Origin of the sequence: Enterobacter sp. R-1.6.2 (genome assembly GCF_035064085.1) — a bacterium.
In the GTDB taxonomy this organism is placed as follows: domain Bacteria; phylum Pseudomonadota; class Gammaproteobacteria; order Enterobacterales; family Enterobacteriaceae; genus Enterobacter; species Enterobacter asburiae_B.
Window position 1 is genome coordinate 157,321 of sequence record NZ_JASEYI010000008.1, and the last position, 13,834, is coordinate 171,154.

Below are 13,834 nucleotides of genomic sequence, written 5' to 3' on the forward strand. Positions count from 1 at the left end.
AGAAGCCATTGGCAGACTTCTGGAGTATGGATGAAGAAATCATAGTTGTGTGTCGCGGGTCAAACTTTCTGGATAAAGAATATTCCCTGACAGCTTTCCATAGGTAGACGTGATGGATTGCTGTTTGCCGGTTTGATCAATCAGATTACGCAGTTCGTCCATGCGGACCTTCAGCAGTGCCTTTAGCGCATTCTCGTTTTCAAGGATCATTTCCAGCAGCGCACGCGCTTGCTCAACCTGAGCCGGAGGGCATGACATGATGGGCGTTTGAGATATCTTTTCCACCAGTTGAACGTAATGCATTTCCTGCTCGATAAGCGCATCCCATTGACCAGAATGTGCGAGATTTAGCATAGCAATGCTCTGAGCATGTAACGCCTGCCAGTGGCTAAGCGCTGCGCTGGGATTATTCATCAAAATTATCCTGAAATAGAGGACGCATTGGGGCCGATTTGCTTCCACGCATCCGCAATGTTGTTTAATAAACCCTCGACTTCAACAATTGCGTCTACGTCGTTACTGACATTCGCCAGCAACAAACGTCGAACCATATATTCGTACAAGGAGGCAAGATTACCGGACAACTCGCTCTCAACCTCCATGTTCAGTCCTGCTTTTAAACCGTTGTCGATGATATTGATGGCTTTCGTTAACGCTTCGCCTTTCTCACGAATTTGTCCGGCTTCCATGAACAAACGCGCGCGAACAAGGGCGCTATGCGCCCCGTCGAACAACATGACAATCAGCTGGTGTGGACTGGCATTCATGACTGCGCTTTCGACTCCTATCTGCTGATAGGATTGAACACCAGAGGTCTTATACATATCCACTCCTGAAGGCTACGACTATTTTTGTGAGAACTGTTGGGTCAGGTAGTTGGCTGTATTGGTCATTTTGGTGACTAATACGTCCAGACTGGTGAACTGGGTTTTGTAACGCGCCATGGTGGCATCAATAGTGGCTTCCATAGCGTCGTAACGCTCACCCAGAGTTTTTAGCGTTTTGTTGATCCCGTCTTTCGCGTTCTGGATCACCCCGGCGCTGCCGGTACTGGTGCTGAGCATGGTGGTCAGCGTGTTGTTCATCTGAGTGGCCATACCGGTTTTCTTGCCGTCACCGACAAAATACTGCTGTACGGCGTTCGGGTTCTCGGTCAGCGCTTTTTTCAGCTTATCGGTATCGACTTTCAGGTTACCGACGGTACCGTCAGAACCTTTTACCGGGTCCTGGGTAATTCCCAGTTGGGCCATGATCTGTACCGAGCCGCTCTGCACTTCGGTCAGCAGGCCGCGCAGCTGAGACTGGATCCCGCGCACGTTTGCATCACCAACAAGTGCCCCGTTGCTGGCTGACTGGCTGCCGGCGCCTGCATCAACCGGAACATACTTCGTCAGGCTGTTAATGGTGGACTGCAGCGAGTTATACGCCGTGACCCAGTCGGTGATCGCCTTCTGGTTCGCATCCGTTGCGCGAGTCACCTCCAATGTTTCATCTGCCTTGCTTTCTGCTTTCAGCGAGAAAGTCACGCCAGGCAGGGCATCGGTAATGGTATTCGTCTGGCGCTCAATCGAAATGCTGTTCACTACCACAATTGCGTTTTGAGCTCCGGTGTTAACCGTCAGTGCGCCCGTTTTTGTGGTTGAGTTGTAACCAATTGCGTTTTGCAGCTTATCGTCGCCAGTGACGCTGATCGTCATTTCACCATCCGTACCGGTGGTTTTAGATGACAGCATCAGGCGGTAATCACCGTCTTTCGCTTTAATGACGCTGGCGGTGACGTTGCCGTTCGCTTTATTAATGGCGCTCGCAATCCCGGCCAGAGACGTATCGCCATCCGCCAGGGTGACCTCTAAAGGCGTTTTCGTGCCCGGCTGGGTGATGGTGATTTTTCGCGTCGTACCTGTCGTATCGCCCAGCAAATCCGTGTTGTTTGCATAGGAGCCGGTAGTCAGTGCCTGTGCTTTTGCAACCTGGTTGACGTTGACAACAAAGGAACCCACGGACGCGTCTGCCGTTGTCGTGGCGGTAAAGGCCGTGTTGGTGCTGCTAACGGACGTTGAGTTCCAGGTGGTTGCTTTACCCAGCGCAGCGGTCGCAGTCTGCAGCGATGTCATGGCGCTCTGCAGTTTGCCGTAAGCGCTTAACTGTGCGTTATACGTTGATTGCTGGGAAGTAATCGTCGTCAGCTTGGTTCTTTCTGCTGCATCCAACTGATTATATAAATCCCCGAGTCCTGCAGAACCTATCCCGAGGTTACTGATAGTAGCCATGCATATTTTCCTTAAAATACGAAAGTAGTTCAGGACTCTTATCGGCCTCTCAACGTAAAAGTTTACGATGGTGAGAAAAAAATAATCCAAAGAATAGGCACGTCCTGGCGGGGTAAATGAAAGGATTGCACTTTAGGGTCATTATCCGTGCATTGAAAACACGAATAAGAGTGTGCCTTTTTTGTCATCTCTTTGCGCGTTAAAAAAGCATAAATAATAACGCTCTGATGGACCTTAATTGATTTTTTAAAAATAAAATGATTAAAAATCAGCGTGTTGTAATTTTTTCAAAATTGATTCTAAAGTCTTTTGGGGACCCGTCGATAACCTTGTTGACGGTGAGAGACGCTGTGAGTGTTAGGCACCGGACCTAAAACCCAATTTTTGAAGGAAACAAAATTATGGCAGTTATCAATACTAACCTGTTGTCCCTGACCACTCAGAACAACCTGAACAAATCTCAGTCTTCTCTGGGCACTGCTATCGAGCGTCTGTCCTCCGGTCTGCGTATTAACAGCGCGAAAGACGATGCTGCTGGCCAGGCGATTGCAAACCGCATGACCGCTCAGATTAAAGGCATGAACCAGGCTGCGCGTAACGCCAACGACGGTATCTCCATGGCGCAGACTGCTGAAGGTTCTCTGAACGAAATCAACAACAACTTGCAGCGCGTTCGTGAACTGGCTGTTCAGGCAAGCAACGGCACCAACAGCACCTCTGACCTGGCCTCTCTGCAGGATGAAGTTACCGCGCGTCTGAATGAAATCAACCGCGTTGCAGGCAAAACTGATTTCAACGGCATCAAACTGCTGGACGGCACTGCAGGTACTGCTGGTGTGGTTAAAATTCAGGTTGGCGTGAACGACGGCGACACCATCGATCTGGACCTGAGCGGTGCAAAAGCTGACACCACGACTCTGGGTGTTGCTGCTATCGACCTGAAAACTATGACCGCTACCGACCTGGGCACCATCGACGCAGCTATCGCTAAAGTTGATAAAGCACGTTCTGGTCTGGGTGCTGTGCAGAACCGTTTCACTTCTGCAATCAACAACCTGAACAACACCTCAACTAACCTGTCTGCTGCTCAGTCCCGTATCCAGGACGCTGACTACGCAACTGAAGTTTCCAATATGTCCCGCGCGCAGATCCTGCAGCAGGCTGGTACTTCTGTTCTGTCTCAGGCAAACCAGGTTCCACAGACCGTTCTGTCTCTGCTGCGTTAATTTTACGCGTGAAACCCCGCTTCGGCGGGGTTTTTTTATCTCTGCTATTTGAGAATCCGCCTGTGAAACAAATCAGTGTCACTCAACCAAAGCTGGTCGCAGATTTTTCATGTGTCGGTGGGGAATGCCGTGAACATTGTTGTCAGGGCTGGACCATCGCGTTTGATAAATCCTCCGTTAATCGCTATCTGAACAGTAAAAATGCCGCTATTCGTCAGACGGCGAAAACGGCGATAAAAGTCACCAAAAAAAACTATGACCACTGGGGTGAAGTGATTTTCCATACGGAAAGTAAAAACTGCCCGTTTATGGATACGGAAAAACTCTGTTCTGTTCATAGCGCCATGGGCATCCAGGCCTTAAGCCCAACCTGTACGTCGTTTCCGCGGACAAACCGGGTCTATAAAAATGAAATCGAAAAATCGCTGAACCTCTCGTGTCCGGAAGTGACCCGACTTCTGTTGAACGATCGGGAGTCTATGTCGTTGATGGAATCTGTCATTGTTCAGCAGGACGTCAATAATGCGCCGATGATTGATTTGAAGGCAAAGGTCATCAATCTCTTCTGCCAGAATATTTTCAGCGTTGAGGGCGTCAGCGTTGAAGAACAGGTTTACGCCGTGGTGAAATTCCTCATGGTGGCGGAAAAGCTCGATAATCTCGAAGAGAATATTAGCACGCTCGAAACGGTCTATTTCTCGCTGGTTAACGAACTGGTGAGCGGTAAAATCAAAACGGAATTAGGCGGATTTAATCAGAACTACAGCCTGAAATTCGCGTTAATTTCGCTCATCCAGAGCTACTTCACGAAGAAAGTGACAGCCCGCGGTGGTGCGGTATTAAACCGTTATTTTACTCAGCTTTATCAACAATTTGAGACTGCGGGTGACACCGTGCCGGCAGAGAAGGTCATGGAGAACATCGAGTCCGTCTGGCGCGATGTGGCGGGCAGTTACCTGGCGACCCATGACCATTTATTCAAGAACTTTTTTAAATACAAACTCTGGGAGCAGGGCTTCCCGCAGAACAATGGCCGCAGCATGTTGAATAACCTTTATTTAATCGTTGCGGAGTTCTATTTCCTTAAAACGTTACTTGCCGGTCAGGCGATCGTGGCGGGGAAAATTGAACAAGATAATATTATTGATGTTATTTACAGCTTCCACTCCCTTAGCCAGCATAATCAGGAAGCGGGAAAGCTCTTTCATCAACATATAGATAGCGTCAAACTGGGCGACGATCTTTCATTGTTACAACTGTTAATTTAGCCAGAAAAGTTGCCCCTGTTGTGGGCAACCTCAGAATAACCTCACTTTATCCCCCTTTTTCATCCAATTGAACGCCCTGCAGAATCGGATAATCATGCCGATAACTCAACTAACGCAGGGCTGTTTATCGTGAATTCACTCTATACCGCTGAAGGTGTAATGGATAAACACTCGCTGTGGCAGCGTTATGTCCCGCTGGTGCGTCACGAAGCATTGCGCCTCCAGGTGCGCTTGCCGGCGAGCGTGGAACTCGACGATCTGCTACAGGCGGGCGGTATCGGGTTATTGAATGCAGTTGACCGATACGACGCTCTGCAAGGAACGGCATTTACGACTTACGCAGTTCAGCGTATTCGTGGTGCGATGCTGGACGAGCTGCGCAGCCGCGACTGGGTGCCGCGCAGTGTTCGCCGCAACGCGCGCGAAGTGGCGCATGCGATGGGGCAGCTGGAACAGGAACTGGGACGTAACGCAACGGAAACCGAAGTGGCGGAGCGTCTTGGCATTGCTGTTGAAGAGTATCGTCAGATGTTGCTCGATACCAATAATAGCCAACTCTTCTCTTATGACGAGTGGCGCGAAGAGCATGGCGATAGCATCGAGCTGGTGACGGACGAGCACCAGCATGAAAACCCGTTACACCATTTAATGGAAGGGAATTTACGCCAGCGCGTCATGGAGGCTATTGAAGCTCTGCCTGAACGCGAACAGCTGGTATTGACCCTTTATTACCAGGAAGAGCTTAACCTCAAAGAGATTGGCGCTGTTCTGGAGGTGGGAGAGTCGCGGGTGAGCCAGCTGCACAGCCAGGCCATTAAACGCTTACGAACCAAGCTGGGTAAGTTATAGGTGATTGATTCACCTGAAAAATGCCGCACAACGTATTGACAACCAGGAGTTATCATGACGGTGCAGCAATCTAAAAGACGGCCTTTAAGCCGCTACCTGAAAGACTTTAAACACAGCCAGACGCATTGCGCCCACTGTAACAAGTTACTCGATCGTATCACGCTGGTTCGCCGGGGCGAAATCGTCAATAAGATTGCGATTTCGCGTCTCGACACGTTGATGGACGAAGCAGCATGGCTCGAAGAGCAAAAAGAGTGGGTGGCGCTTTGCCGTTTCTGTGGGGATCTCCACTGCAAAGAGCAAAGCGACTTCTTCGACATTATCGGCTTCAAGCAGTTCCTGTTTGAACAAACGGAGATGAGCCACGGCACCGTTCGCGAATATGTGGTTCGCCTGCGCCGCCTTGGGCAACATCTGACCGTAAACAATATCTCTCGCGATCTGCTGAAAACCGGTTATCTGGATGAAAATCTGGAGCCGTGGCTGCCTGCGACCAGCACCAACAACTACCGAATTGCGCTGCGCAAGTATGCGCAATACAAGGTACAAATGCCGGGTGCCATAAAGCAGAAAGCCCACGCCGGAACAACTTCTGATATATATTAAAAAAGAATAAGATGTAGCGCAGTCGCCTTTGACGTTGCAGGCGATTTCTCTACACTACGTAAAAATTCCACTATATCGGGGTATTTATGAAATTTGCACTTCTGGGTCGTCAGGCGCTGATGGGTGTTATGGCCGTTGCGCTGGTTGCGGGTATGAGCGTGAAAACGTTCGCCGCAGAAAACCTGCTGAATAAAGTAAAAGAGCGCGGTACGCTGCTGGTCGGGCTGGAAGGAACCTATCCTCCGTTCAGCTTCCAGGGCGATGACGGTAAGCTGACCGGTTTTGAAGTGGAGTTTGCTGAAGAGCTGGCGAAGCACCTCGGCGTTAAAGCGTCACTGAAACCGACCAAATGGGACGGTATGCTGGCGTCGCTGGACTCAAAACGTATTGATGTGGTGATTAATCAGGTCACCATTTCTGACGAGCGTAAGAAGAAATATGACTTCTCTACGCCGTACACCGTGTCCGGTATTCAGGCGCTGGTGAAGAAAGGCAACGAAGATGGAATCAAAACTGCCGCGGACCTGAAAGGGAAGAAAGTCGGTGTCGGTCTGGGTACCAACTACGAAGAGTGGCTGCGCCAGAACGTGCAGGGCGTGGATATCCGCACCTATGATGATGACCCGACGAAATACCAGGATCTGCGCGTGGGCCGTATCGACGCCATTCTGGTTGACCGCCTGGCCGCGCTGGATCTGGTGAAGAAAACCAACAATACCCTGGCGGTAGCGGGTGATGCATTCTCTCGTCAGGAATCAGGCGTTGCCGTTCGTAAAGGTAACGAAGACCTGGTCAAAGCGATTGATTCCGCGATTGCTGACATGCAGAAAGACGGCAGCCTGAAAGCGCTCTCCGAGAAGTGGTTCGGTGCAGACGTCACGAAATAAGCTTCTGCCGTAAAAAAAGGCGCTTTTAAAAGCGCCTTTTTTATTTCTTTCGCGTCTGCGTGCATAATGAAAAATATCACATTTTGTCAGAGTTACCGGAGAACCCATGTCACTACAGAATTTAACGCGCTTTCCCCGCCTGGAGTTCATCGGCGCGCCGACGCCGCTGGAGTATCTGCCGCGATTTTCTGATTATTTAGGGCGCGATATTTTTATTAAGCGTGACGACGTGACGCCGATGGCGATGGGGGGCAATAAGCTGCGCAAGCTGGAGTTTCTGGCGGCTGACGCACTGCGCGAAGGCGCGGATACGCTCATTACCGCCGGGGCTATCCAGTCCAACCACGTTCGTCAGACGGCGGCAGTGGCGGCAAAGCTCGGGCTCCACTGCGTGGCATTGCTGGAAAACCCGATTGGCACGCGGGCAGAAAACTATCTTACCAACGGTAACCGCCTGCTGCTGGATCTGTTTAACGTGCAGGTCGAAATGGTGGAGGCGTTGACCGACCCGACCGCCCAGCTCGACGAGCTGGCGACGCGTCTGGAAGCGCAGGGGTTCCGCCCCTACGTTGTCCCCGTCGGCGGTTCGAACGCGCTGGGCGCGCTGGGGTATGTGGAGAGTGCGCTGGAAATCGCGCAGCAGTGCGAAGGCGCGGTAAGCCTCTCCTCCGTGGTTGTTGCGTCCGGCAGTGCGGGCACGCATGCCGGGCTGGCGGTGGGGCTGGAACAATTGCTGCCGGACGTCGAGCTGATTGGTGTGACGGTGTCCCGCAGCGTCGCGGATCAGAAGCCGAAAGTGGTTACTTTACAACAGGCGGTAGCCGCGCAGCTGGAGCTGAAGGCAAAGGCCGATATTCTGCTCTGGGACGACTATTTTGCGCCGGGTTACGGCACGCCTAACGAAGAGGGCATGGAGGCGGTGAAGCTGCTGGCGCGCCTCGAGGGGATACTGCTCGATCCGGTCTATACCGGCAAAGCGATGGCCGGACTGATTGACGGCATTGCGCAGAAACGCTTTAAGGATGAAGGGCCGATTTTATTTGTCCATACCGGCGGGGCGCCTGCGCTGTTTGCCTACCATCCTCACGTCTAAAAATCAGGTCGAAAAATAATAATGCAAGAAAGTATTCAACTGGTTATTGATTCTCTGCCGTATCTGCTGAAAGGTGCGGTATTTACGTTACAGCTCAGTATCGGCGGGATGTTCTTCGGGCTGGTGCTGGGATTTGTGCTGGCATTAATGCGCATGTCACCCATCCTGCCGGTACGCTGGCTGGCGCGCTTTTATATTTCCGTATTTCGCGGCACGCCGCTTATCGCCCAGCTCTTTATGATCTACTACGGCTTGCCGCAGTTTGGTATCGAGCTGGATCCGATCCCCGCAGCGATGATTGGTCTGTCGCTCAATACCGCGGCGTATACGTCAGAAACCCTGCGAGCGGCGATCTCCTCCATTGACAAAGGGCAGTGGGAGGCGGCGGCCAGTATCGGGATGACGCCATGGCAGACGCTGCGTCGGGCCATTCTGCCGCAGGCGGCGCGCGTGGCGCTTCCACCGCTGAGCAACAGCTTCATTAGCCTGGTGAAAGATACGTCCCTGGCGGCAACGATTCAGGTACCGGAACTGTTCCGTCAGGCGCAGCTCATTACTTCGCGCACGCTTGAAGTCTTTACTATGTATCTGGCCGCCTCGCTGATTTACTGGGTGATGGCGACGGTGCTGTCTGCTCTGCAAAACTACTTCGAAAACCAGCTTAACCGCCAGGAGCGTGATCCAAAATGAGTGCTATCGACGTCAAAAACCTGGTGAAAAAATTCCACGGTCAAACGGTGCTCCACGGAATCGATCTTGAAGTCGAGCAGGGTGAAGTGGTGGCGATTATCGGACCAAGCGGTTCGGGAAAAACGACGCTCCTGCGCAGTATTAACCTGCTTGAACAGCCGGAAGGCGGCACTATTCGGGTAGGGGAGATAACGATTGATACCGGGAAATCCATTAGCCAGCAGAAAGGGTTAATTCGCCGCCTGCGCCAGCATGTCGGCTTCGTTTTCCAGAGCTTTAATCTCTTCCCGCACCGTACGGTGCTGGAGAACATTATTGAAGGACCGGTCATTGTAAAAGGTGAATCGAAAGAGGACGCGACGGCGCGCGCGCGCGAACTGCTCGCTAAAGTCGGGCTGGCGGGGAAAGAGACCAGCTATCCGCGCCGTCTGTCGGGCGGGCAACAGCAGCGCGTGGCGATAGCGCGCGCGCTGGCTATGCGCCCTGACGTGATCCTTTTTGATGAACCGACCTCTGCGCTCGATCCGGAACTGGTGGGTGAGGTGCTGAACACCATTCGCCAGCTGGCGCAGGAAAAACGGACGATGGTGATCGTGACGCATGAAATGAGCTTTGCACGCGATGTGGCTGACAGAGCCATCTTCATGGATCAGGGGCGGATTGTGGAGCAGGGGCCGGCGAAAAGGCTGTTCGCTAATCCTCAGCAGCCGCGAACCCGTCAGTTCCTTGAAAAATTCCTGATGCAGTAGCATTTTTGCACTAATTTGCTCCAGAAATTTAGGCTGGAGCAAATTATTCTCCCTTCGGGGGCAGTCGTTTGTTTTTTTATTCCATCCGGCCCTGATAAACCTTATCAATAGTAAAGTTAATTGTGCTAATGCCGATATTTTGTAGTTAGAAAAAAGTTTTATGTGTTAGGTTATATTCACCATAATAATGATTATCTTTTCAGAGGCTTCATTTAGTAAGTATGAAGGATTCAGACTTTTTCACCTGGCGACGGGATTGCTCCCTCCGGTTTCAGGAATTGACCTGTGTCGACGAGGTATATCAGGAATTACAGCGACAAACTCAGACGCTTGAATTCGATTGTTACTCGCTCTGCGTGCGCCATCCCGTGCCGTTTACCCGGCCTAAGATCTCTGTGCATACCACTTACCCAAAGCAGTGGATGGCGCAATATCAATCCGCGAACTATTTCGCTATTGATCCCGTCTTAAAACCGGAGAATTTCATTCAGGGTCATTTACCCTGGACAGACGCATTATTCGCTGACGCGCAGGAATTATGGCACAGCGCGCAGGACCACGGTTTACGCGAGGGAATAACGCAGTGTCTGATGTTGCCTAATCATGCGCTCGGCTTCCTGTCTGTTTCCCGTACTAGTGTACTGGCAGGGCCTTTTGCCCGTGAGGAAATAGAACTGCGGCTGCAAATGCTGGTGCAAATGGCCTTAACATCTCTGGTGCGTTTTGAAGATGAGATGGTCATGCCACCTGAAATGAAATTCAGCAAACGCGAGCGCGAAATTCTGAAATGGACTGCGGAAGGGAAGACGTCAGCGGAAATAGCGATCATTCTCTCTATCTCAGAGAATACCGTTAACTTCCATCAGAAAAATATGCAGAAGAAATTCAATGCGCCCAACAAAACCCAGATTGCGTGCTACGCGGCGGCAACGGGACTGATCTGACGGGATAATACGTTCTGCGTGACAGACGAGCAAACGGCTGAATGCACTGCATCCAGCCGTTTTTTGTTACTGGCGGTAGGCTTGTTTGATTTGCTTAACGGTGTTAGCAAATACCGCAGATACAGCCTGGTCTTCCATCTCCGCGATTTGTTTTTCCATTTTAATGATCACACGACCGGCATCCGCCTGGCCCATCGCCTGCAGCATCAGCGTCAGCAGTGCTTTCAGGCAGTTTACTTCCTGTGCCAGTTCCTGGTTATTCTCCGCAGTGGCAAATTCAGGTGTGCTCATTTATTTTCCTCATTATTTAACGGCGCTAAAGCGCGACGACGAAAGTCAAGGCGGCGGAGTATACCACAAGCTGAAGCAAAAAATGCAGCGGTTGTTTTTCGTACTTTTACGTTGATGTTTAATTGCGTAAACAGAACGTACCGGTAAACTAAACCGTCGTGAAAGGCTATTAATTGTTTATGCCCGGTTCGCTTGCCGTTAATTATTGTTACAAAAATTTGAGATCTGTTTTTTTGCAGGAAAAGCCTGCAAGTTTTTTGTAACTTTTTGAATACAGATGCTTAAAAAAAGCTGCAAAAGCGCGGAATGCATGGTCTCTCTTTCCACGGACTGTACAGCCTAATTTCCAAAAACGAGAGCAAAATCGAATAGCCGGTTTTTTAACGTTTTAATCTTGCGAGGAAAACCGTTAATATAAACCAAATTATCACTCAGTAGCGTTATCCCTATTCTGGAGACATTTCCTTTGATCAACGTCCTTCTTGTTGATGACCACGAACTGGTGCGCGCAGGGATACGACGCATTCTTGAAGATATTAAAGGTATTAAGGTTGCCGGTGAGGTGTGCTGCGGCGAAGATGCGGTAAAATGGTGCCGCACAAACTCGGCCGATGTGGTACTGATGGATATGAACATGCCCGGTATCGGTGGCCTTGAAGCAACACGCAAAATCGCGCGTACCTTTGTTGATACAAAAGTCATCATGCTGACCGTGCATACCGAAAACCCACTGCCCGCGAAAGTGATGCAGGCGGGCGCAGCGGGCTACCTGAGTAAAGGTGCTGCGCCGCAGGAAGTCGTCAATGCAATCCGTTCCGTGTTTGCCGGACAGCGCTACATTGCTTCCGACATTGCTCAGCAGATGGCGCTGAGTCAGATTGAGCCCGAAAAAACCGAATCACCGTTTGCCAGTTTGTCCGAGCGTGAATTGCAGATTATGCTGATGATCACCAAAGGTCAGAAGGTGAATGAGATCTCGGAGCAGCTGAATCTCAGCCCGAAAACGGTGAACAGCTATCGTTACCGGATGTTCAGTAAACTGAACATTCATGGCGACGTTGAACTGACGCACCTGGCCATCCGGCACGGTTTGTGTAATGCGGAGACGTTGTTAAGTCAGTGAGTGATGTGTTCGATTCAAAAGCATTTCTGAAAACCGTAACCAGCCAGCCTGGCGTCTATCGCATGTATGACGCTGGCGGTACGGTTATCTACGTGGGGAAGGCAAAAGATCTTAAAAAACGCCTCTCCAGCTATTTTCGCAGCAACCTGGCCTCCCGAAAGACCGAAGCGCTGGTCTCACTCATTCAGAATATTGATGTCACCGTCACGCACACCGAGACAGAAGCGCTGCTGCTTGAGCACAACTATATAAAGCTCTACCAGCCGCGCTATAACGTTCTGTTGCGTGATGATAAGTCCTACCCGTTTATTTTTCTGAGCGGCGATACCCATCCGCGCCTCGCGATGCACCGCGGTGCAAAACACGCCAAGGGCGAATACTTCGGGCCGTTCCCTAACGGCTATGCCGTGCGTGAAACGCTGGCGCTGCTGCAAAAAATCTTCCCTATCCGCCAGTGTGAAAACAGCGTTTACCGTAACCGCTCGCGCCCGTGCCTGCAGTACCAGATTGGACGCTGCCTGGGGCCTTGCGTGGAAGGGCTGGTAAGTGAAGAAGAGTATGCCCAGCAGGTGGATTATGTGCGCCTGTTCTTAGCTGGAAAAGACGATCAGGTCTTAACGCAGCTGATCGCGCGGATGGAAAAAGCCAGCGCCGCACTCGAGTTCGAAGAGGCCGCGCGTATCCGCGACCAAATCCAGGCGGTGCGCAGAGTCACTGAGAAACAGTTTGTCTCGAATACCGGCGACGATCTCGACGTCATCGGCGTAGCCTTTGACGCCGGGATGGCCTGCGTGCACGTGCTGTTTATTCGCCAGGGCAAAGTGCTCGGCAGCCGCAGCTATTTCCCGAAAGTGCCCGGCGGTACTGAACTGGGTGAAGTGGTGGAAACCTTTGTAGGCCAGTTCTACCTGCAGGGGAGCCAGATGCGCACGCTGCCTTCTGAGATCCTGCTCGATTTTAATCTTGACGATAAAACCCTGCTGGCCGATTCGCTCTCTGAACTGGCGGGCCGCCGGGTGAATGTACAAACCAAACCGCGCGGCGATCGTGCACGTTATCTTAAGCTGGCGCGAACCAATGCGGCGACGGCACTCACCACTAAGCTGTCGCAGCAGTCGACGGTCAACCAGCGTTTAACGGCCCTGGCGACGCTGCTGAAGCTTCCGGAAGTGAAACGGATGGAGTGTTTCGACATCAGTCACACGATGGGAGAACAGACGGTGGCCTCCTGCGTGGTGTTTGATGCGAATGGCCCACTGCGCGCCGAGTATCGCCGCTACAACATCACCGGGATCACGCCGGGCGATGACTATGCGGCCATGAATCAGGTGCTGCGTCGTCGCTATGGTAAAGCCATAGAAGAGAGCAAAATTCCGGATGTGATCCTGATTGACGGCGGGAAAGGGCAGCTCGGCCAGGCGAAAGCGGTATTTGAATCGCTTGATGTCAGCTGGGATAAAAACCATCCGCTGCTGCTGGGGGTCGCAAAAGGGGCCGATCGTAAGGCCGGTCTGGAGACATTGTTCTTCGAGCCGGAAGGCGAGGGCTTCAGCCTGCCGCCGGACTCCCCGGCGCTGCACGTCATCCAGCATATTCGCGATGAATCACACGATCATGCTATCAGCGGTCACCGCAAAAAACGGGCGAAGGTGAAAAACACCAGTAGCCTGGAAACGATCGAAGGCGTGGGGCCAAAACGTCGCCAGATGCTGCTGAAATATATGGGCGGATTGCAAGGATTACTCAACGCCAGCATGGAGGAAATTGCAAAAGTGCCGGGTATTTCGCAAGGGCTGGCAGAAAAGATCTACTACTCGTTGAAACATTGAGGGCTCTGT

The 13,834-nt window shown here is 51.6% G+C and carries 15 protein-coding genes; 11 read left to right on the forward strand and 4 right to left on the reverse strand.

Annotation, left to right across the window (positions count from 1 at the left end; all coding sequences use genetic code 11):
* Positions 1-39: 39 nt before the first annotated feature.
* Genes fliT through fliD form a run of 3 tightly spaced genes read right to left on the reverse strand, consistent with a single transcriptional unit; the run spans position 40 to position 2,270 of the window.
* Positions 40-414 carry a flagella biosynthesis regulatory protein FliT gene (fliT, locus tag QMN93_RS11155; RefSeq protein WP_033145899.1) on the reverse strand — a complete coding sequence of 125 codons (375 nt, stop codon included), beginning with the start codon at positions 412-414 and terminating at the stop codon, positions 40-42.
* Between the two features lie 5 nt (positions 415-419).
* Positions 420-824 (reverse strand): flagellar export chaperone FliS, encoded by a 405-nt coding sequence (fliS, locus tag QMN93_RS11160; RefSeq protein ID WP_033145898.1) that lies wholly within the window; start codon positions 822-824, stop codon positions 420-422.
* 21 nt (positions 825-845) lie between these two features.
* Positions 846-2,270 carry a flagellar filament capping protein FliD gene (fliD, locus tag QMN93_RS11165; protein WP_033145897.1) on the reverse strand — a complete coding sequence of 475 codons (1,425 nt, stop codon included), beginning with the start codon at positions 2,268-2,270 and terminating at the stop codon, positions 846-848.
* A gap of 401 nt (positions 2,271-2,671) precedes the next feature.
* On the opposite strand from fliD, the gene QMN93_RS11170 reads away from it, so the two are divergent.
* From QMN93_RS11170 to sdiA, 9 genes are all read left to right on the forward strand, one after another.
* Positions 2,672-3,496, forward strand: a complete 825-nt coding sequence (locus QMN93_RS11170) for a flagellin (protein WP_033145896.1) — start codon at positions 2,672-2,674, stop codon at positions 3,494-3,496.
* Positions 3,497-3,558: 62 nt separating this feature from the next.
* Complete coding sequence (gene fliB, locus QMN93_RS11175; RefSeq protein ID WP_064672746.1) at positions 3,559-4,764, forward strand: flagellin lysine-N-methylase; 1,206 nt, start codon at positions 3,559-3,561, stop codon at positions 4,762-4,764.
* 129 nt (positions 4,765-4,893) lie between these two features.
* Positions 4,894-5,613, forward strand: coding sequence for an RNA polymerase sigma factor FliA (locus QMN93_RS11180; RefSeq protein ID WP_039263779.1), 720 nt, complete (start codon positions 4,894-4,896; stop codon positions 5,611-5,613).
* A gap of 54 nt (positions 5,614-5,667) precedes the next feature.
* Positions 5,668-6,219: a flagella biosynthesis regulatory protein FliZ gene (gene fliZ / locus QMN93_RS11185; RefSeq protein WP_008500339.1), complete on the forward strand. Its 552-nt coding sequence runs from the start codon at positions 5,668-5,670 to the stop codon at positions 6,217-6,219.
* 86 nt (positions 6,220-6,305) lie between these two features.
* The gene (gene tcyJ, locus QMN93_RS11190) at positions 6,306-7,106 is read left to right on the forward strand and encodes a cystine ABC transporter substrate-binding protein (protein ID WP_182383773.1); all 801 of its coding nucleotides are present in this window, start codon (positions 6,306-6,308) and stop codon (positions 7,104-7,106) included.
* Between the two features lie 106 nt (positions 7,107-7,212).
* Positions 7,213-8,199: a D-cysteine desulfhydrase gene (gene dcyD, locus QMN93_RS11195; protein WP_112778414.1), complete on the forward strand. Its 987-nt coding sequence runs from the start codon at positions 7,213-7,215 to the stop codon at positions 8,197-8,199.
* A 21-nt stretch (positions 8,200-8,220) separates the two neighbouring features.
* Positions 8,221-8,889 (forward strand): cystine ABC transporter permease, encoded by a 669-nt coding sequence (gene tcyL / locus QMN93_RS11200; protein WP_014884380.1) that lies wholly within the window; start codon positions 8,221-8,223, stop codon positions 8,887-8,889.
* Complete coding sequence (gene tcyN / locus QMN93_RS11205; RefSeq protein WP_182383772.1) at positions 8,886-9,638, forward strand: L-cystine ABC transporter ATP-binding protein TcyN; 753 nt, start codon at positions 8,886-8,888, stop codon at positions 9,636-9,638. The genes tcyL and tcyN overlap by 4 nt, the downstream gene beginning before the upstream one ends.
* Before the next feature lie 221 nt (positions 9,639-9,859).
* Entirely contained in the window at positions 9,860-10,582 is a 723-nt protein-coding gene (sdiA, locus tag QMN93_RS11210) for a transcriptional regulator SdiA (RefSeq protein ID WP_058841423.1), read from the forward strand.
* 66 nt (positions 10,583-10,648) lie between these two features.
* Here sdiA and QMN93_RS11215 read toward each other — a convergent pair whose 3' ends face one another.
* Complete coding sequence (locus QMN93_RS11215) at positions 10,649-10,873, reverse strand: DUF2594 family protein (protein WP_069303024.1); 225 nt, start codon at positions 10,871-10,873, stop codon at positions 10,649-10,651.
* 466 nt (positions 10,874-11,339) lie between these two features.
* On the opposite strand from QMN93_RS11215, the gene uvrY reads away from it, so the two are divergent.
* Positions 11,340-11,996 carry a UvrY/SirA/GacA family response regulator transcription factor gene (gene uvrY, locus QMN93_RS11220; RefSeq protein WP_182383771.1) on the forward strand — a complete coding sequence of 219 codons (657 nt, stop codon included), beginning with the start codon at positions 11,340-11,342 and terminating at the stop codon, positions 11,994-11,996.
* Positions 11,993-13,825 carry an excinuclease ABC subunit UvrC gene (gene uvrC / locus QMN93_RS11225; protein WP_032658637.1) on the forward strand — a complete coding sequence of 611 codons (1,833 nt, stop codon included), beginning with the start codon at positions 11,993-11,995 and terminating at the stop codon, positions 13,823-13,825. Before uvrY ends, uvrC begins: the two co-directional genes overlap by 4 nt.
* The last annotated feature ends 9 nt before the right edge of the window (positions 13,826-13,834 follow it).

What these genes read in the sequence shown, in the direction of transcription:
- fliT (WP_033145899.1), bottom strand. Translation starts at nt 414, where the DNA reads ATGAATAATCCCAGCGCAGCGCTTAGCCACTGGCAGGCGTTACATGCT.
- fliS (WP_033145898.1), bottom strand. Translation starts at nt 824, where the DNA reads ATGTATAAGACCTCTGGTGTTCAATCCTATCAGCAGATAGGAGTCGAA.
- fliD (WP_033145897.1), bottom strand. Translation starts at nt 2,270, where the DNA reads ATGGCTACTATCAGTAACCTCGGGATAGGTTCTGCAGGACTCGGGGAT.
- QMN93_RS11170 (WP_033145896.1), top strand. Translation starts at nt 2,672, where the DNA reads ATGGCAGTTATCAATACTAACCTGTTGTCCCTGACCACTCAGAACAAC.
- fliZ (WP_008500339.1), top strand. Translation starts at nt 5,668, where the DNA reads ATGACGGTGCAGCAATCTAAAAGACGGCCTTTAAGCCGCTACCTGAAA.
- tcyJ (WP_182383773.1), top strand. Translation starts at nt 6,306, where the DNA reads ATGAAATTTGCACTTCTGGGTCGTCAGGCGCTGATGGGTGTTATGGCC.
- dcyD (WP_112778414.1), top strand. Translation starts at nt 7,213, where the DNA reads ATGTCACTACAGAATTTAACGCGCTTTCCCCGCCTGGAGTTCATCGGC.
- tcyL (WP_014884380.1), top strand. Translation starts at nt 8,221, where the DNA reads ATGCAAGAAAGTATTCAACTGGTTATTGATTCTCTGCCGTATCTGCTG.
- tcyN (WP_182383772.1), top strand. Translation starts at nt 8,886, where the DNA reads ATGAGTGCTATCGACGTCAAAAACCTGGTGAAAAAATTCCACGGTCAA.
- sdiA (WP_058841423.1), top strand. Translation starts at nt 9,860, where the DNA reads ATGAAGGATTCAGACTTTTTCACCTGGCGACGGGATTGCTCCCTCCGG.
- QMN93_RS11215 (WP_069303024.1), bottom strand. Translation starts at nt 10,873, where the DNA reads ATGAGCACACCTGAATTTGCCACTGCGGAGAATAACCAGGAACTGGCA.